This is a genomic window from Pseudomonas sp. GW821-FHT01E05 (assembly GCF_059422425.1).
Genome location: NZ_JBWKWW010000009.1, coordinates 13000 through 30838 on the forward strand (window position 1 = coordinate 13000; position 17839 = coordinate 30838).

16 protein-coding genes are annotated in these 17839 nt (G+C 60.2%); 5 read left to right on the plus strand and 11 right to left on the minus strand.

Features of this window, described 5'->3' with window-relative positions; genetic code table 11:
* Positions 1-121: 121 nt before the first annotated feature.
* Entirely contained in the window at positions 122-583 is a 462-nt protein-coding gene (locus tag AC07W5_RS20035; protein ID WP_495012801.1) for a VOC family protein, read from the plus strand.
* 69 nt (positions 584-652) lie between these two features.
* Here AC07W5_RS20035 and AC07W5_RS20040 read toward each other — a convergent pair whose 3' ends face one another.
* Positions 653-1087, minus strand: a complete 435-nt coding sequence (locus tag AC07W5_RS20040; protein WP_494993839.1) for a DoxX family protein — start codon at positions 1085-1087, stop codon at positions 653-655.
* A gap of 103 nt (positions 1088-1190) precedes the next feature.
* Positions 1191-2612, minus strand: a complete 1422-nt coding sequence (locus tag AC07W5_RS20045; RefSeq protein ID WP_494993838.1) for an MltF family protein — start codon at positions 2610-2612, stop codon at positions 1191-1193.
* Between the two features lie 234 nt (positions 2613-2846).
* On the opposite strand from AC07W5_RS20045, the gene AC07W5_RS20050 reads away from it, so the two are divergent.
* From AC07W5_RS20050 to AC07W5_RS20060, 3 genes are all read left to right on the plus strand, one after another.
* Positions 2847-3653: a TatD family hydrolase gene (locus AC07W5_RS20050; RefSeq protein WP_495024199.1), complete on the plus strand. Its 807-nt coding sequence runs from the start codon at positions 2847-2849 to the stop codon at positions 3651-3653.
* A gap of 231 nt (positions 3654-3884) precedes the next feature.
* Positions 3885-5366, plus strand: coding sequence for a methyl-accepting chemotaxis protein (locus AC07W5_RS20055; protein WP_495024200.1), 1482 nt, complete (start codon positions 3885-3887; stop codon positions 5364-5366).
* A gap of 196 nt (positions 5367-5562) precedes the next feature.
* A complete protein-coding gene (locus AC07W5_RS20060) occupies positions 5563-5925 on the plus strand; it encodes a terminase (protein ID WP_494993835.1) in 363 nt (120 codons plus the stop codon).
* A 6-nt stretch (positions 5926-5931) separates the two neighbouring features.
* On the opposite strand, the gene AC07W5_RS20065 is transcribed toward AC07W5_RS20060, so the two are convergent.
* The 3 genes from AC07W5_RS20065 to AC07W5_RS20075 all read right to left on the minus strand — a co-directional run bounded on the left by AC07W5_RS20065 (position 5932) and on the right by AC07W5_RS20075 (position 8144).
* Positions 5932-6729 (minus strand): acyl-CoA thioesterase, encoded by a 798-nt coding sequence (locus AC07W5_RS20065; protein WP_494993834.1) that lies wholly within the window; start codon positions 6727-6729, stop codon positions 5932-5934.
* Positions 6730-7006: 277 nt separating this feature from the next.
* Positions 7007-7774, minus strand: a complete 768-nt coding sequence (locus AC07W5_RS20070) for a CHAD domain-containing protein (RefSeq protein WP_494993833.1) — start codon at positions 7772-7774, stop codon at positions 7007-7009.
* Positions 7775-7865: 91 nt separating this feature from the next.
* The gene (locus AC07W5_RS20075) at positions 7866-8144 is read right to left on the minus strand and encodes a hypothetical protein (RefSeq protein WP_494993832.1); all 279 of its coding nucleotides are present in this window, start codon (positions 8142-8144) and stop codon (positions 7866-7868) included.
* 222 nt (positions 8145-8366) lie between these two features.
* Here AC07W5_RS20075 and AC07W5_RS20080 point away from each other — a divergent pair, with 222 nt between their 5' ends.
* Entirely contained in the window at positions 8367-9407 is a 1041-nt protein-coding gene (locus AC07W5_RS20080; RefSeq protein WP_494993831.1) for a patatin-like phospholipase family protein, read from the plus strand.
* A gap of 21 nt (positions 9408-9428) precedes the next feature.
* Here AC07W5_RS20080 and AC07W5_RS20085 read toward each other — a convergent pair whose 3' ends face one another.
* From AC07W5_RS20085 to kdpF, 6 genes are all read right to left on the minus strand, one after another.
* Positions 9429-10124 (minus strand): response regulator, encoded by a 696-nt coding sequence (locus tag AC07W5_RS20085; protein WP_495012796.1) that lies wholly within the window; start codon positions 10122-10124, stop codon positions 9429-9431.
* Positions 10125-10172: 48 nt separating this feature from the next.
* Positions 10173-12830 carry a DUF4118 domain-containing protein gene (locus AC07W5_RS20090; RefSeq protein WP_495024201.1) on the minus strand — a complete coding sequence of 886 codons (2658 nt, stop codon included), beginning with the start codon at positions 12828-12830 and terminating at the stop codon, positions 10173-10175.
* Between the two features lie 136 nt (positions 12831-12966).
* Positions 12967-13512 (minus strand): potassium-transporting ATPase subunit KdpC, encoded by a 546-nt coding sequence (kdpC, locus tag AC07W5_RS20095; RefSeq protein WP_494993828.1) that lies wholly within the window; start codon positions 13510-13512, stop codon positions 12967-12969.
* 83 nt (positions 13513-13595) lie between these two features.
* A complete protein-coding gene (gene kdpB / locus AC07W5_RS20100; RefSeq protein WP_494993827.1) occupies positions 13596-15677 on the minus strand; it encodes a potassium-transporting ATPase subunit KdpB in 2082 nt (693 codons plus the stop codon).
* 17 nt (positions 15678-15694) lie between these two features.
* Positions 15695-17398: a potassium-transporting ATPase subunit KdpA gene (gene kdpA / locus AC07W5_RS20105; RefSeq protein ID WP_495012793.1), complete on the minus strand. Its 1704-nt coding sequence runs from the start codon at positions 17396-17398 to the stop codon at positions 15695-15697.
* Positions 17399-17406: 8 nt separating this feature from the next.
* Positions 17407-17496 carry a K(+)-transporting ATPase subunit F gene (gene kdpF / locus AC07W5_RS20110; RefSeq protein ID WP_007899818.1) on the minus strand — a complete coding sequence of 30 codons (90 nt, stop codon included), beginning with the start codon at positions 17494-17496 and terminating at the stop codon, positions 17407-17409.
* Positions 17497-17839 lie beyond the last annotated feature (343 nt).

Here is a 17839-nt window from a genome sequence, read left to right on the forward strand (position 1 = left end):
AACAGTAGCCATGCTGCTGCCCGTCGGCCCCTCAGTTGCGCTACCTGTCGTGGCCTATAGTGAATCGACCGGAAAACGGTGAAGGATTACGTTCATCCCCAGCAAAAAAAGGAGAACCAACATGAGCGTTAAACCGATACCCGAGGGTTACCACAGCATCACGCCCTATCTGGGCATCAAAAAAGCCGCCGAAGCGATCGAGTTCTACAAGAAAGCGTTCGGTGCGACTGAAGTCATGCGTCTGGTGGCGCCCAACGGCGACATTGGCCACGCCGAACTGCGCATTGGCGACTCGGCCATCATGCTCGCCACCCCATGCGCAGCGGCGTCCCTGAGCAGCCCTGAACAGGCCGGCATCTCGGTGGGGCTGCATTTGTATGTGAACGATGTCGACAAGCAGTACAAGCAGGCGATTGCTGCTGGAGGTGTGGCTGTCTCTGAAGTGAAAGACCAGTTCTACGGCGATCGCTCAGGCACCCTGAAAGATCCATACGGTCATTTGTGGTTTATCTCCAGCCGTAAGGAAAATCTGTCGAAAGAAGAAATCGCCAAACGTGCCGCAGAGATGTTCAAGCAGGGATAAGCAGCAGGCATAAAAAATCCGGAATCTTTCAGATTCCGGATTTTTTACTGATCAAGGTTGTGTCGACAGTTACTTGGCAATGATGCGATCCAGCGACAGCTTGCCAGCACCTTCGAGCAGAACCGCTACCGTACCGCCCAGCAAGGCCAGAGCGAATTCATAACCATTGTTGGCCATGAACAAACCGTTGCTGATATGCACCGAGAAGATCGCCACCAGCAGCGTGAACGTCAGGCCCAGTGCCGCAGGACGGGTCAGTAAACCGATGATCAGTGCCAGGCCGCCGAAGAACTCGGTACCACCCGCCAACAGGGCCATCAGATGCCCCGGCGCCAGACCGATGCTTTCCATCCACTGCGCCGTGCCGGCCAGACCGTAACCGCCAAATAGACCAAAGAGCTTTTGCGAGCCGTGAGCAGCGAAGATGATGCCGACGAAGATCCGCAGTACAGCCAGGCCGTAGCCTGCGCGGGTAGACAGTGCGGTTTTGATCAGTGTGCTCATGCTGTGTCTTCCTTTTGATGTAGGGGTTGGTTGGTCGCTATATTAATCAGTAAATATCATGTTTAAAGCGCAAAAATCTCACCATAAGAATCAAATTTATCGATCATTTCCGTAAAGCAACCTTTTGCGGCTGGGTCTCCAGCGAACCCCGTTCCCGATCGAACGCCAGGTAGTACTTGTTGACGCTATTGACGTAGCTGACGGCGCCCATTCCCGCCTGCTCCAGGGCGATGCGTTCCACCTGGAAAAACCACTGGTCGGGATTCAAGCCGCGCCGTCTGGCCTCGGTGCGCATGCCCTGAACCCGCTCCGGGCCGATGTTGTAGGCCGCAAGCACAAAGGCCATGCGCTCGCGTTCGTTGAGCTTGGGGCTGGCGAAGAACTTGCGGCGGATCAGCCCCAGGTACTTGGCACTGGCCTGCACATTGCCGTCCAGTGACTGAATATCATTGACCCCCACCCGCTGAGCCGCCGAAGGGGTAATTTGCATCAAACCCGTGGGACCGCCGCCGCTCTTCGCGCTCGGTTGCAGCGCTGACTCCTTGAACGCCAGCGCGGCCAGGTTCAGCCAGTCCAGGCCCTGTTCGCGGGCATGTTTTTGCAGGACCGGGCGTAGTTTTTCCAGGCGCTGGCGGTCGGCGTGGGCCAGAGGATAGTGGACCTGATCCAGGCGTCGATAGATGCGCAGAAACGCGACGTCCTGGTCCGCTGGTGTTTTATAGGTTTTCAGGAAGCGATCGATACTCGCCCGGAGCATCGACGCGTCGCGCCGCACAAACCAATGCTCTTCGCCCGACTCACTGATGATCACCTGCCGATCGAAACGCAGCTTGGGCAGAATCTTGCCCCAACGCTCGGCAATCGGTTGCTCGACGATGGTCAGGTGGAAAATCCCGCCCTGAACCATTTCCAGCACATCTTCGACGGCAAGGCTGGGATCGACCCACTCGACCTTGACCGGCGGCAACTTGCGCAACGCCAGTTTCTGATTGATCTGATTGATCGCCTCACCCGCCGCGCTCCCCGTGGTCAGCGCCAACGTGTGCCCGGACAGCTGCTCAAGGCGGGTGAAATGCCGCTCACCTTTGATCCCTACCAACAACAACGGAACGTTACTGATGATCGGGTCACTGGAGCTGATGGCGTGTCCTGACTGAGGGCTCAGCAATTCGCCGGGAGCAACCAGATCTCCCTCGCCGCGCTCAAGGGCACCGAGCAATTGATCCTTGGCTTTGGGAATGATCTTCAGGTTGATTTCCTGACCGTCAGGGGCCTGACCGTTGAGGTATTGTTCGAAGGCACGCAGGCGATGGTATTCGACGCCAATGGTCTGGCCCTGGACTTCGCCGGAACTGTTGCGGCTCTGGTTGACCAGCACCCGCAGGACGCGACTGTCACGGATCTGCGCCAGGTCGCGAACCTTGCCTGACACAACAGCCACGGGGGGGCCGGCCAAACGTGCAACCGCGGGCATCGGCAGCAGCAACGACAAGCACAGCACAAGCAAAACCGAGGGTCTCGTCATCCGCTCTCCGGGAAGATACTGTCCAGCCTCTCGAGTAATTTCGGGAAGTTGGGCGACAGAAACAGAGCGCTTAGAGCGCTGGCAGCGTGCGAAAGACTGGCAAGCGATGGCTGGACGGCCAACCGAAGCTTTCTTCCGGCATCAAAAGACAGCTTTAACTCATTGTAGTTCTTGGTTTTTCTTATAAATCTACAGCTCTGATATGCTTTCCGGCCTTTGGTCCGAGGTAGCACCATGCAACTCATCGATATCGGCGTCAACCTGACCAACCCAAGTTTTGCCGACAAACACCAGGCAGTACTCGACCGCGCCTATGCCGCCGGAGTCTGCCAACTGGTCCTCACAGGCACCAGTGTCGAGGGCAGTGAGCAGGCGTTTGAACTGTGCCAACAACTGGATGAAACCGGGCAACGACTGTTCTCCACGGCGGGGATTCACCCTCACTCGGCCAGTGACTGGAACGCCGATAGCGCTCAACGCTTGCGCGGCCTGCTCAAAGAGTCGAGCGTGCGTGCCGTGGGTGAATGCGGCCTGGACTTCAATCGCGACTTCTCGCCACGCCCGCAGCAGGAAAAGGTGCTCGAAGAGCATTTGGCGATGGCGGTTGAACTGCAACTGCCAGTGTTCCTCCATGAGCGCGACGCCAGTCAGCGGCTGCTGGAAATCCTGCGCGACTTCCGTGACCGTTTGCCCGCCGCCGTGGTGCATTGTTTTACCGGTGAGCAACGGGCGCTGTTCAGCTACCTCGATCTCGATTTGCACATCGGCATCACCGGCTGGATTTGCGACGAACGCCGTGGCACTCACCTGCACCCACTGGTTCGCGAGATTCCGCGCGGGCGCTTGATGCTGGAAAGCGATGCGCCGTACCTGTTACCGCGCAGTCTGCGGCCGAAGCCGAAAAACGGTCGCAACGAACCCGCGTACCTGACAGAAGTTTTGCGCGAAGTCGCGTTGCATCGCGGTGAGAGCCTGGAAGATGTGGCAGCACACAGCACGGCGTGTGCCCGGACGTTTTATGGGCTGCCGTCGATAGAGTGAATCAGAAAAATCCACGTTGATTGTACCGTCGCCTCGCGGGCAACAGCCTCGTTCCTACGGGGATTACGGTGCCTTTGCAGGAGCGAGGCTGCCCGCGAAGAGGCCCTGACAATCAACAAAATCTGTCGCCCATCCCCCCACCATTGACCCACATCAACAACCCTTCGCCTGGATAGCGGCACAATAATGGCACCTTGCCAAAACTGTTTCCGCTATCAGAGAAGACCTTCCATGGGTGCCTGGCTTAGCAACATCTCGCTGAAGTACAAATTCTGGGCCGTCAACGCGGTCGCATTCATCACTACCCTGCTGTTGGTGCTGTATGCCGTACAGCTCGAACAGCAGGCTCGCAGCCAAGCCTCACAGACCTCAGCCCAGGCCCAGGCGCGCTTGCTGAATGCCTGGTCCGCCGGACAATCCTTGCCCAAGGCAGACCACCTGCTGAGCTTCAGTCGGGGCCAGACTCCCTCCCTGAACGGACAGCCATTACCGGCGTTGAACAACGCCAGCGGCTGGGTCGAGCTCAACGCTATGCCGCTGTTGGGCGACAACCCGTTGCTGGGCGCCGACATTGTGTCCCGAGCGGATGGTGAACAGGTCGCGGTACTGGCCTATGGCCCAAGCCTGAGCCAGGTGTTCGGTGAACGATTGGCCAACTACGCGGTGGCGGTGTTCATCCTGATGTTGGCAATGCTTGGTGCCTCGCAGTTGCTGATCCGTTTTTTGCTCAGCCAGCTCAACACCTTGAAAGACGTGATGCTGCACGTGGAAAGGACCGGCGACCTGTCGGCCCGCGTGCCATTGGCCTGCAAAGATGAAGTCGGGCAAATGGCCTGCGCCTTTAACGCCATGCAGGCCGGCTACCAACGGGTGGTCAACACCGTGGCGCACACCGCCGAACAATTGGATGTCGGCGCTGCACGGCTGGCCGCGAGCATGAATGAGGTGCGCCACGGCATGCTTGGCCAGCAAAGCGAGACCGATCAGGCCGCGGCCGCGATCAACGAGATGTCGGCCACGGTTTATCACATCGCCGAGCATGCCGGAGCGACGCGCGACTTGTCGCAAACCGCCGACACCCTGGCCGGCAGCGGGCAGGATGTGGTCAGCCGCGTGCAGCAATCGATTGCCGGGCTTTCCAGCGGCGTACGGCAAACCGCGGAGATGATTCAGCGATTGGCCGAAGACAGCCAGAAGATCAACGGTGTAGTCGGCGTGATTCACAGCATTGCCGAGCAAACCAATCTGCTGGCACTTAACGCCGCGATCGAAGCCGCCCGGGCCGGTGAAATGGGCCGTGGCTTTGCGGTGGTCGCCGATGAAGTGCGCAACCTGGCCAAACGGGTGCAGGCCTCCACCGACGAGATCACCCTTATGGTCTGCGCCCTGCAAGCCGGGACCCGGGATGCCGTGGACTTCATGCAGGAAAGCTCGTTCAAGGCTGACGATTGCGTGCAGCAGGCCGAGGAAGCGGGCCTGGCACTCGCAGAAATCACCGGTGCTGTAGCGCAGATGCGCACAAGCAACACACAAATCGCCGTGGCCGCCGAACAGCAGAGCCAGGTCGCAGAAGAAATGAATCGTGCGGTGGTGAGCATTCGCGACGTGACCGAGAACACCGTGCAACAGACCATCGACTCGGCCACCACCAGTAATGAACTGGCGACATTGGCCGGTGAGTTGAGCAAGGCGATAGGCCAGCTCAAGCTGTAAGGACGCTATCGCGGGCAAGCCTCGCTCCTACGGAATTGCCAGTGCCCTTGGAGCTAGGCTTCCCCGCGATGACAATAAAGCAGCTAACATCAATCTCGAGATACCTATTGCAGCGATAGCCAGCCTTGATTCGCCGAAGCCGTTTGCCCGACCTATTCTTTATTCATGGGTTTTACACGGATCGAGGATTTCCAGCATGGGCAAACGTCACCCCAATCTCCCCGCCTGGCAATGGCGGGCGCCCCCCGAAAACCATCGCAACCCGACTAATCTGGTGTTGCACCTGATTGCCGTGCCGCTGTTCATCCTGGCGTTTCTACTGATCGTTTCGGGTGTGTTCGGGATGAGCTTTCTGAACGTTGCCATCGGCGTCGTTGGCTTGCTCGCCGCGTTGGGCCTGCAGCGCCACGGCCACAGCCTGGAGGTGCAAGCCCGCGAGCCGTTCAGTGACCGCAAAGACGCCGTGCAACGCCTGATGGTCGAACAGTTCCTGACCTTTGCACGGTATGTCTTGAGCGGTGGATGGTGGCGCGCCTGGCGTGAGCGCCACCGGCATTGAGCGGTTTTAACCGAAGACGGTAACCGTCTGCCGACTCATGGCGATCAACTGTCCTTCTGGGCTCCACAACGCTGCTGCCGCATGGCCATAACCGTCGCGGGCATGCTCGATGACCACGCGATACTTGCACCAGTCCAGCGTGCTCAGCGCCAGCAATGGCTGCACGAATTCGATGGTCCAGGTCAGGGTGCTGCCCGCCGCCGGTTTGCTCAAGTGCGGCAACAGGGCCGGAGGCCAGGCATCCACCAGCGCCAGAATATGTGCCTCGGTCAGTGGCTCTTCCTTGACATCCCCACGCAAACGCACCCAACCGCCCATCTCCCGCGACTTGTTGCCAGTGAATGGCAAACCACCAACACTCCAACGCATCGCCAGGTGGCGCATGAATTCCGGGGTCACACCCTTGATATAAGGCAGTTCCTGACAGTCATCCCAGTGTTTCATTTCGGGGGCCGGTTCGGCCGCCACGTCGATTTCCGAAGCGCGGGAGGCGCCAAAGCTGCCCTGGACCAGCGTTACCACTTGCCCGTTCTGCATGGCCCGCCCCAGCACCTGGCTGACAGCCTTGCCTTCGCGCAATACATCCACTTCAAAGCTGACGGGCACACCAGGTTCGGCCGGGCCGACAAAGGTGATCGCCAACGAACGTACCGGACGATCTGCCGGAACTTTTGCGCGCATGGCCTCGTACTGCAATGCGGCCATCAGCCCGCCAAAACTGGCACGCCCCTGAGCCCATTCCGCCGGGATAGACAGCTCGAGCGGAGTGCTGCGCACGGCGTCGACTAAATCACAAAAGCGCATAAAAGCCTCAAGCCAGAAAAAAGACTCAAAGATCTTAACCATCGGACGGGGACTGCACAGCACTTATTCCGGCCAAAAAAGCGGACAGATAAGCCGAACGCTCCCGGTAACCCGCGGACTTGTAGCAGCTGCCGAAGGCTGCGTTCGGCTGCGAAGCAGTCGTGAATACGGTTATTGCGGTGTAACTGTTAATCCGCGTCGGCGGGTTTTACGACTGCTACGTCCGAACGCGGCCCGAGCCGAACGCAGCCTTCGGCAGCTGCTACGACGGGTGTGTTCAGGATTTGAAGCAAGCCGCGCTCAGCGTGTCCAGCACCAGATCTGCGCTTGCCTGGGCCTTGACCATGGTCACTCGCCAAACCGCCACACAGGGCTGCAAATCGGACTCTTGCTCAGCTTTGGCCAGCCATTGCCAGCAATCATGCCAGTTGCCGAGCGCCTCTTGAGCGGCTTTCAATCGAGGCATAGCCTTGACCGGTAACGGGTCCAGTTCAGGATAGGACTCGGCTGCGTAGCGCACGCGCTTGATCAACAGGCGCAAGCGATGTCGGTCATGCTCTGGATCGTGCAATGCCTTATCCAGAGCGTCCCACAGTTTGGCCAGACGCTTTTCGATGCGTTGACGCAAGCCTTTGAGTAATCCCTGACGCTGGGAGGCTCGCAGAAAGCGCGGAAACGCGTCGAGTATGAGAAACAGTTGCGCCAGCTCAGGACCCGTCGCCACCGCGGGATAGGCTTTAGCCATTTGCACCGTGCGGCGCAGGGCCGCTTCATGCTGACCATGACTGTGCAAGTAGGCGGCCAGTACTTCCCGGTCGCGCAAGGGGGTGGTCAGGTTGCCGACTCCGGCCGCCGCCGCTTCCAGTTGCTCGACTCCGGGCAAACCACGCAGGGGTCGCAGCAGACTGCGCAACCGGCGAACCGTGGTGCGCAGATCATGCAGCGCTTCATCATCAGTCGTCGCACTCAGTCGCGCCTGGCAGGCCCGCAAGCGAACTTCCAGGCTCAACACCTGAGCCACCAACCGATCCACCAAGGCAGACATGGTTTACTCCCGAATCGAACATTCAATGTTGCGACGGCAAACCTGCAGCAATGATGCCGCAAAGCCCTGCGCTACCTCATCAATCCTTTGATCAACGACCGGCACGCGACTCACGAATGTAGAAACGGGCCTTCTCGGCTTTTTTGGTACAGCCTTCGTACGCCTCGAACTGCTGCTGAGTCTTGGCTCCGGTCAACAAGGACAGTGCCTTGGAGTAACTGACGGTGCCCGCGAAACCTTCGGCCTTGGCCAGGTCCAGCTCCTGCCAGGCCGCGTCCAGCTGGCTACCGCAACTGTCACGATACGCCGTTTTACCGGCACAACCAGCCAGAGCCAACGCAATCAACGGCAGACAAATCCAGGCTTTCATTGATGACACCTCAAGATAGAAAAACAATCGTGCACGGTATGACGGCCAGCACCGTAAAAAGTGCCTTGCCCCCCTGATGAATATAGCTGGGGCGAGAATACTCGCCTGTCGCCATTGATTATCGAAAAAACGACCTTGCCCCCAAACCCTCGATCAGCAGCGATTGAAGCAAGGCCCATGATGGGTGCATTGTTGACTCAAGTTTGACGAAGGGGGCGAGTCATGAAAAAACGTGTCGCGTTGGTGCTGGGCTCCGGTGGCGCCAGGGGCTATGCCCATATCGGGGTCATCGAAGAAATTGAACGACGCGGTTACGACATCGCCTGCATCGCCGGTTGTTCCATGGGCGCGGTGGTCGGCGGGATCTATGCCGCAGGCAAACTCAACGACTACCGCGACTGGATTGAAAGCCTGGACTACCTCGACGTGTTGCGTCTGGTAGATGTCAGCTTCCGTCTCGGAGCGATTCGTGGGGAAAAGATCTTCGGGCAGATCCGCAAGATCGTCGGCGAAATCAATATCGAAGACCTGCGCATCCCCTACACGGCGGTCGCCACGGACCTGACCAATCAACAGGAAATCTGGTTCCAGGAAGGTTGCCTGCACCAGGCAATGCGCGCCTCGGCAGCAATCCCCAGCCTGTTCACCCCGGTGATGCAGGGCAACCGGATGCTGGTGGACGGCGGCCTGCTCAATCCACTGCCGATCGTGCCGGTGGTCTCGAGCCACTGCGACCTGATCATCGCGGTCAACCTCAACTCGACCAACCAAAGGCGCTATCAATTGCCGGTGATCCAGCGCCCAGCGGCGTTCAAAATCCGCTTCGACAGTCTGATCAACTCCCTTGGCTCGCGCTTACCGTTTCGTCGAAAACAAGCTGAAAAGTTGCTGTTACTCGAACAGGAAGCCCTGCGAGCAGATGCCGCCGACATCAATAACCCGTGGATCGAGTCCGCCGAACCTGAGGCTCAGCAACCGGCCGCCGCCCCGCAAACCCCTGGTGCACCGAAGTCAGCCACCGGCTCGTTCATTATCGACAACGTCGGCCCGGCATCATTGCTGGACTTGATCAACCAGAGTTTCGAAGTGATGCAGACCTCACTGGCACAATACAAAATCGCTGGCTACCCGCCGGATGTCCTGATCAACGTGCCGAAACGGGTGTGCCGGTTTTTCGAGTTTTACAAAGCGCCGGAGCTGATCGCCCTGGGCCGGGAGATCGCCCGCGATACGCTGGATCGCTATGAGAATGATCAGCTTTGAAGAGCGTTGCCGGGGCGCGACCTAACCCAAGGCATCAATCAACCGATACCCGACACCTGCCTCGGTCACGATAAACCTCGGTTGGGTCGGGTCGTCCACCAGTTTTTGCCGTAGGTGACCAACCACAATCCGCAGGTAATGACTGTCTTCGGTGTGGGTCGGGCCCCAAATGTCCTTGAGCAATTGCTGTTGAGTGATGACGCGTCCGGGGTGCCGAGCCAATTGCGCCAGCACCGCGTATTCCTTGCGGGTCAACGCCACTTCAGTGTCGTCCAGCAGCACGCGGCGATAGGCCAGGTCCACCGTCAACGGACCGAACCTGAGCGCCGCTTCCTGTGCCTCACCTGCGGGTGAGTGACGCAGCAAGGCGCGCACCCGGGCGAGGAACTCCTGAATGCCGAAAGGCTTGGTCACGTAGTCGTTGGCACCGCCATCGAGGGCTTCGACCTTCTGCCCCTCGCTGGCGCGTACCGACAACACCAGCACCGGCACCTTCGACCATTCGCGAAATTCGCGTAGCACTTGTTGGCCGTCCATGTCCGGCAAGCCGAGGTCGAGCACCAGCAAATCCGGTTTGTTCAGCGCGGCCTGAGCCAAACCTTCGCTGCCGGTGCCGGCCTCCAGTACTTTATAGCCCTGAGAAGCCAGGCTGATGCGCAGAAACTTGCGAATCTGTGGTTCGTCGTCGATGACCAAAATGGTCGCGGTCTGGCTCATGGTTTCTGATCAAGATAAAGAAGTGACGCTAGAGTAGCGCATGGAATGTCAGGCTTCACTTTCAAGTCCGGGCTGCTCCTGCAACGGTAAATGGATCGTGATGCAGGTGCCACGACCTTCGATACCGTCAGCCACACTGATACGCCCGCCATGGGCGCCGACCATGCCCTGACAGATCGCCAGACCGAGCCCCGTGCCCTGCCCTCCCCGATCACCGCGAGCAGCGGTGTAGAACATGTCGAAAATCTTTGCGCGCTCGGCTTCCGGAATGCCCGGCCCTTCGTCGCTCACCGCAAAGAACAGCTCGCTATCGGTCGAACCGGCGCACAGTTGCAAACGCCCCTGAGCCGGAGAAAAACGTGCAGCGTTTTCCAGTACGTTAACCAGCGCTTGCTCGATCAACGCGGCATGCACGTAGAGCAACGGTAATTCGCTCGGCACATCGATGCTGACTTGTAACGGTGCCAGTACCGCTCGCAGCCGATTCAGCGCACTGCCGACGATATCAGCCGGCGACACCCAATCGCGCGCCAGCTTCAGCGCGCCATGCCCAAGACGGGTCATGTCCAGCAGGTTCTGGATATAACGATCCAGTCGCTCGGCTTCATCGCGGGTACCTTCGAGCAACTCCCGACGGTCCTCCAATGGAATCGCCTCGCCCAAGGCCAGCAAGCTGTCGATGCTGCCACGCATGGAGGTCAGCGGGGTACGCAAGTCGTGGGACACCGACGCCAGCAAAGCGCTGCGCAGTTGCTCGGTTTCACCATGCAGACGTGCTGCCTCCAGATCCTCGGCCAATTGCGCCCGGGCCAGGGCTTGAGCCAATGGCTGACTCAGCGCAGTCAACAAACGCCGCCGCTGACCGCTGAGTGGCTGGCCGTCTTTGGTGCACACCCCGAGTAACCCCAGCGGCCCCTCTTCCACCGACAATGGCCACCACCACCAATGCCCGAATGGCAGGGTCCCGGTGCCCATGCCCGCGGGTTGATCGTGTTGCCAGGCCCAGTCGGCGGCAGCGCGCTCGGCCTCGGAAAACTGCAGCGGGCCGCCGGTTTCGACCTTCCAGCCGCCGGGGGCCAGGCCATCGCGGTTGAGCAGGCACAATTGCAGCTCGTTCCAGCCGTTCAGATGCTGCGCGCCAGCGCTGACTACCGCCTGGCGATCAGTCGCGGCGGTGAGTTTGCGCGACAGGTCGAGCAATTCGCTGGTCTCCTCCTGGGTGTCGCGCAGAGCCTGTAACTGTCGCCGTTGACGCGCGGCGAGGTTACCGGTCAACGCCGCCATCAACAGGAAGAACAGCAGCGTCAGCACATCTTCTTCGCGCTGAATGGCAAAGGAGAAGTTCGGTGGAATGAACAGGAAGTCGTAAGTCAGAAACGACAGCGCCGCGCAGGCCAGGGCCGGGCCGAGGCTGCTGCGCACCGCCACCAGCAGCACGGCAGCGAGGAACACCAGCGAGATGTTCGGCAGCGGCAACACACTGGCCACCGCCCAGGCCAAGGCAGTGGCCAGCACCGTCGCCAACACCGCCAGCGCATAGTCGAACCAGACCAACGAATGTGGCGCGCGCATACGCGGTGCTGGCCGGTCTATGTCACCGTCGAGGACGTTGATTTCCAGCCCTCGCGCATCGCGCAACAAGCGCGAGGCCAGCCCTCCGCCGAACAGCCGACGACGCAAACGCTGCCTTGACTGACCGACCAGCACCAGACTGGCACGGCGCTCGGCGGCGTGTTGAATCAGGGTTTTCGCGACCTCGCCGGCACGCAACAACACCACTTCACCGCCCAGACGTTCGGCCAGTTGTTGGGCGCTTTGCAGGCGTAAACGTGACTGCTCGTCGCGCACACCGCCGTTATCCACATGCACCAGACTCCATGGCAAATGCCGCCGCTGGGCAACCCGACTGGCGTGGCGCACCAGACGTTCGGCCTGCGCGTCACCGTCGACCCCCACCAATAGTCGCCCGCGTACCGCCGGTGCTGCCTGGCCCAACTGCCGATAGCCTTGCGCCAAGTCATTATCGACCTGGGCCGCAGCGGTTTGCATCGCCAACTCGCGCAATGCGGTGAGGTTGGTCTGGGTGAAAAACGCGTCGATGGCCGCCCGCGCCTGCTCGGGCACATAAACCTTGCCGTCGCGCAGACGCTCCAGCAGCTCCCGGGGCGGCAGGTCGATCAGCAACAGTTCGTAGGCTTCCTGCAACACCCAGTCGGGCAACGTCTCGCGGACCTGCACGCCGGTGATTCCGCGCACCTGATCGTTGAGGCTTTCCAGATGCTGGACGTTGACCGTAGTGAACACGTCAATGCCGGCCGCCAGCAGTTCCTGAATGTCCTGCCAGCGCTTGGCATGACGACTGCCGGGAGCATTGGTATGGGCCAGTTCATCGACCAGTACAAGCTTTGCTTTGGCTTTGAGCAGGCCGTCGAGGTCCATCTCTTCAAGCACCACGCCGCGGTATTCGGAACGAACCAACGGCTGCTGCGGCAAACCGCCGAGCAGCGCTTCGGTTTCCGCGCGGCCATGGGTTTCCACCACGCCGGCGAGGACCTTCACGCCCTGACGCAGTTGTGTGTGGGCCGCTTGAAGCATGGCGTAAGTCTTGCCAACGCCAGGGGCGGCGCCGAGGAAAACCTTGAGCCGGCCACGACCGTCGCTTGGTAAATCTGCTAACAGCGCGTCGGCTCGGCCGGAATCACTCATGGGCTATCTCTTTTGGCAGGTATTGATCGTTCCCACGCTCCGCGTGGGAATGAATCATTGGACGCTCTGCGTCCGCTTCTGGGACGCTCTGCGTCCCTGACTGCATTCCCACGCAGAGCATGGGAACGATCATCGTCTACAACTTTTCCAGCGCTGTATTCAAGGCCAGCACATTCACCACCGGCGGCCCCACCAGGGGCTGTTCGACATGCGTATCCACCAATTGCTGCAGGGTCGAAACCGGCAGGTTGCGTGCGGCCGCAACCCGCGCCAGTTGATAGACAATCGCTGCCGGTGGCAAGTGTGGATCAAGGCCGCTACCGGAGGTGGTGAGCAATGCCAGCGGTACGGCCCCCTGCCCCGGTACGAACAGTTTGTTGGCATCGTCAATCACACGAGTGGCCAGCGCCGGGTTGCTCGGCGACAGGTTGCTGGCGCTGCTTGACACCGTGGCGAAAGCACCCGCCGAAGGCCGCGGATGGAACCAGGCATCGCCGGTGAAATCCTGGGCGATCAGCGCCGAGCCACGAACCTTGCCGTCGGCATCGCGCACCAGGCTGCCATTGGCCTGAGCCGGGAACGCCACCTGCGCTACACCGGTCACCACCAGCGGATAGGCCACACCGGTAATCAGGGTCATCAGAACAATCAGGCTCAAGGCCGGACGTAACATAGTGGACATCATCGAATCCTCAAATTGGAAATACATAGCCCTGTGGCAAGGGAGCTTGCCCCAAGCCACAAGAACTCGCGCCTCAGGGAGCGTTAAACCAGATGCAACGCCGTCAGCAGCATGTCGATCAATTTGATGCCCACGAACGGCACCACGATGCCGCCGACGCCGTAGATCAGCAGATTGCGTCGCAACAACGCCGCTGCGCTCGCCGCCTGCACTCGTACGCCGCGCAGAGCCAGCGGGATCAGCACCACGATGATCAAGGCATTGAAGACGATCGCCGAAAGGATCGCGCTCTGCGGGCTGCTCAGGTGCATCACGTTGAGCACGCCCAGCTGTGGATAAATCGAGGCGAACAGTGCCGGCAGGATGGCGAAGTACTTGGCCACGTCGTTGGCGATGGAAAAAGTGGTTAGCGCACCACGGGTCACCAGCAACTCTTTGCCGATCTGCACCACATCCAGCAGCTTGGTCGGATCGCTGTCGAGGTCGACCATGTTCGCGGCTTCACGCGCAGCCTGGGTCCCATCGTTCATCGCCATACCGACATCAGCCTGGGCCAGCGCCGGAGCGTCGTTGGCACCGTCGCCACACATCGCCACCAGACGACCGTCATTCTGTTCATGACGAATACGCGCCAGCTTTTTCTCCGGTGTGGCTTCAGCCAGCACGTCATCGACACCTGCTTCAGCGGCAATGGCGGCGGCGGTCAGCGGGTTGTCACCGGTCACCATCACGGTGCGGATACCCAACTTGCGCAGTTCGGCGAAGCGCTCGCGAATGCCGGGTTTGACCACGTCCTTGAGGTGGATCGCACCGAGCAATTTGCCCTCGGCGCACACCAGCAACGGTGTACCGCCGCTCTGGGCAATCTTGTCGATTTCCCGCGACAGTACGGACTGCAGATCGCGACGTTGCAAACCGACGAAGTTCAGCAGCGAATCCACTGCGCCCTTGCGGTAAACGCGGCCCTGGTAGTCAACACCGGACAACCGGGTCTCAGCACTGAATGGCACCGCGGTCAGCACATTGGTGGCGGGTTCAGGCTGTGGATAATGTCCGCGCAAGTATTCGACGATGGACTTGCCTTCCGCCGTGTCGTCAGCGAGCGAGGCGAGCAACGCGCCTTCGGCCAGCTCTTTGGCGCTGACGCCTGGAGCGGGGTAAATCGCCGTGCAGCGACGGTTGCCGAACGTGATGGTGCCGGTCTTGTCCAGCAACAACACATGCACATCACCCGCAGCTTCCACCGCACGACCGGATTTGGCGATCACGTTGAGGCGCACCAAACGGTCCATCCCGGCGATACCGATGGCCGACAGCAGGCCACCGATGGTGGTCGGAATCAGGGTCACCAACAACGCCACCAGGAACACCAGCGGCAGGCTGCCGTTGGCGAAGTGAGCGAACGGCTGCAAAGTCACGACCACCAGCAGGAAGATCAGAGTCAGACCGATCAGCAGGATATCCAGCGCCACTTCATTCGGGGTTTTCTGACGTTTGGCGCCTTCCACCAGGGCAATCATGCGATCGAGTGTCGACTCACCGGGGTTGGCGGTGATGCGCACCAGCAACCAGTCGGACACCAGCCGGGTATTGCCGGTGACGGCCGAGCGGTCGCCACCGGACTCGCGGATCACCGGCGCGGATTCACCGGTAATCGCCGCCTCATTGACTGCCGCGATGCCTTCGATCACCTCGCCGTCACCCGGGATCATTTCCCCGACTTCGACGCGGACGATATCGCCTTTGCGCAGGCTGGTAGCGGGCACCACCTGAAAGCTCCCATCGGATTTTTTGCGCCGGGCGCTCAAGCCTTCGCTGCCAGCCTTGAGGCTATCGGCACGGGCCTTGCCACGGCCTTCGGCCAGGGCTTCAGCGAAGTTGGCGAACAACACGGTAAACCACAGCCACAAGGCGATTTGCGCCGCGACGTAAGTCGGCACTGCGGTATCGGGCACGAAGCACAGCACGGTCGTGAGGATCGCCGTCAGCTCCACCACCAGCATCACCGGCGCGCGCTGTAATTGCCGAGGATCGAGTTTGACGAAAGCTTGCACCAGCGCCGGACGCCACAGGGCCGAGATCGCGGTTTTCGGTTGCTCCGGCGCTTTAACGGCAGCGGCTTTTTTCGGTGCAGCTTTGTTTGATACAGGAACGGGCATATTCATTATCAAATCCCTCAGCTCTAGAGCCCAAAAGCAGCCATGCTCAGATGTTCAGCGATAGGACCCAGCGCCAGGGTCGGCAGGAACGTCAGGCCGCCTACCAGCAAAATGGTCACAGTCAATAAGGTCACGAACAGCGGGCCATGGGTCGGGAAGCTGTTCTGGCCAATGGGCGCGGTTTTCTTCATCGCCAGGCTGCCGGCCAACGCCAGTACCGGGAGGATGTAACCGAAGCGGCCGATCAACATGCCAAGACCGAGCATCAGGTTATGGAACGCGGTGTTGGCACTGAAGCCGCCGAACGCAGAGCCGTTGTTGGCGCTGGCCGAGGTGTAGGCGTACAGCAACTGGCTGAAACCGTGGGGGCCTGGGTTACTCACCGCTGCCACCGGACCCGGCAGACTCGCCGCGATCGCACCGAGCACCAGAACGCCGACCGGCATCACCAGCAAGGTCACCACCAGCAACTGGACTTCCCTGGCCTGGAGTTTCTTGCCGAGGTATTCCGGGGTGCGGCCAATCATCAAGCCGGCGAGGAACACCGCAATCAATACGTTGAGCAACATGCCGTAAAGGCCGGCACCGACGCCGCCGAAGATCACTTCGCCGACCATCATGTTGACCAGCGCGACCATGCCGGTCAGCGGGTTGAGGCTGTCATGCATCGCATTGACTGAACCGTTGGACGCCGCTGTGGTGGTCACCGACCAGAGCACCGTGGCGGTAGTACCAAAACGCGATTCCTTGCCTTCCAGTGGCGCGGTCTGTTCGACCGTGACGTTGTCCAGGGTTGGGTTCGGCTGGTACTCGGCCCACAGCGAGGTAGCGCCGCCGATCAGGAACAGCGCCAGCATGCAGGCGATGATCGCCCGACTCTGACGCAGGTCTTTCACGTAATGGCCAAAGGTAAACACCAGGGCAACCGGGATCAGGATGATCGACGAGACTTCGAACAGGTTGCTCCAGGCCGTCGGGTTCTCGAACGGATGGGCCGAGTTGACGCCGAAGAAGCCACCACCGTTGGTGCCCAGTTGTTTGATCGCAATCTGGCTGGCCGCAGGCCCCAGAGGAATCACTTGATCCACGCCCTGCATCGTCAGCGCGTTCACGTAATGGGCGAAGGTTTGCGGTACGCCTTGCCAGACCAGAAACAGCGCCAGTAGCAAGCACAACGGCAACAAGCCGTAGAGCGTGGCACGGGTCATGTCTACCCAGAAGTTACCCAGGGTTTGCGCCGATTTGCGACCGATGCCGCGACACAAGGCAACCAGCACGGCGAGGCCGGTGGCGGCGCTGACAAAGTTTTGCACGGTCAGTCCAACCATCTGGCTGAGGTAGCTCAGGGAGGCTTCACCGCTGTAGGACTGCCAGTTGGTATTAGTCATGAAACTGATGGCGGTGTTGAACGCCAGCGTCCACTCCTGACCCGGCAGGTTTTGCGGGTTGAGCGGCAAGTAGTCCTGAAACAGCAGGATCGCGAACAACAGCAAAAAGCCCGCGAGGTTGAAGGCGAGCAAGGCCAGGGTGTATTTCTGCCAGCTCTGCTCGGTCTGCGGGTCGACCCCGGCAATGCGATAACAACCGCGCTCCACCGGCCCAAGAACCGGCGTCAACCAGGTGCGCTGGCCTTCCATCACCTTGTAGTAGAACCGTCCCAGAAAGGGTGCCGGTATCAGCACCAGAGCGAAGAAGGCAAGGATCAGCCAATAGTCATAACTGTGCATAGCCGCTCCTAGTTCCGATCGGCGCGCAACAGCGCAACCAGTAGATAAATGAACAGCCCCACTGCCAGCAGCAGTGACACTCCGTCCAGAACGCTCATGGGATTTCTCCGTCGTACGGCGATTGCCGCGTGTGGAGCCATTGTCCGCAGGGAGGCTGTAAAGGAACGAGATCGAGGGGTGAGGCGCGGCATAAAAAAAGTGTAAAAAGTGGGGGTACTGCGGTGCCTGATCGTTCCCACGCTCTGCGTGGGAACGCATCCCGTGACGCTCCGCGTCACATCCAGAACGGACGCAGAGCGTCCATGGCAGCATTCCCACGCGGAGCATGGGAACGATCAAATAACACAGGTCTAGTGTGGAAGCGGACTTGCTCGCGATAGCGTCAGAACTTCCACCACCGCACTCAAGTAGCGCACAAACAGCGGGCATCCAGCCGCGAAC

Bases quoted from the DNA above. Each gene is read 5' to 3' on its own strand.
- AC07W5_RS20080 (WP_494993831.1), top strand. From the start codon at position 8,367: ATGAAAAAACGTGTCGCGTTGGTGCTGGGCTCCGGTGGCGCCAGGGGC.
- AC07W5_RS20075 (WP_494993832.1), bottom strand. From the start codon at position 8,144: ATGAAAGCCTGGATTTGTCTGCCGTTGATTGCGTTGGCTCTGGCTGGT.
- AC07W5_RS20040 (WP_494993839.1), bottom strand. From the start codon at position 1,087: ATGAGCACACTGATCAAAACCGCACTGTCTACCCGCGCAGGCTACGGC.
- AC07W5_RS20065 (WP_494993834.1), bottom strand. From the start codon at position 6,729: ATGCGCTTTTGTGATTTAGTCGACGCCGTGCGCAGCACTCCGCTCGAG.
- kdpC (WP_494993828.1), bottom strand. From the start codon at position 13,512: ATGTCCACTATGTTACGTCCGGCCTTGAGCCTGATTGTTCTGATGACC.
- AC07W5_RS20055 (WP_495024200.1), top strand. From the start codon at position 3,885: ATGGGTGCCTGGCTTAGCAACATCTCGCTGAAGTACAAATTCTGGGCC.
- AC07W5_RS20050 (WP_495024199.1), top strand. From the start codon at position 2,847: ATGCAACTCATCGATATCGGCGTCAACCTGACCAACCCAAGTTTTGCC.
- AC07W5_RS20060 (WP_494993835.1), top strand. From the start codon at position 5,563: ATGGGCAAACGTCACCCCAATCTCCCCGCCTGGCAATGGCGGGCGCCC.
- AC07W5_RS20035 (WP_495012801.1), top strand. From the start codon at position 122: ATGAGCGTTAAACCGATACCCGAGGGTTACCACAGCATCACGCCCTAT.
- AC07W5_RS20085 (WP_495012796.1), bottom strand. From the start codon at position 10,124: ATGAGCCAGACCGCGACCATTTTGGTCATCGACGACGAACCACAGATT.
- kdpA (WP_495012793.1), bottom strand. From the start codon at position 17,398: ATGCACAGTTATGACTATTGGCTGATCCTTGCCTTCTTCGCTCTGGTG.
- AC07W5_RS20090 (WP_495024201.1), bottom strand. From the start codon at position 12,830: ATGAGTGATTCCGGCCGAGCCGACGCGCTGTTAGCAGATTTACCAAGC.
- kdpF (WP_007899818.1), bottom strand. From the start codon at position 17,496: ATGAGCGTTCTGGACGGAGTGTCACTGCTGCTGGCAGTGGGGCTGTTC.
- AC07W5_RS20045 (WP_494993838.1), bottom strand. From the start codon at position 2,612: ATGACGAGACCCTCGGTTTTGCTTGTGCTGTGCTTGTCGTTGCTGCTG.
- AC07W5_RS20070 (WP_494993833.1), bottom strand. From the start codon at position 7,774: ATGTCTGCCTTGGTGGATCGGTTGGTGGCTCAGGTGTTGAGCCTGGAA.
- kdpB (WP_494993827.1), bottom strand. From the start codon at position 15,677: ATGAATATGCCCGTTCCTGTATCAAACAAAGCTGCACCGAAAAAAGCC.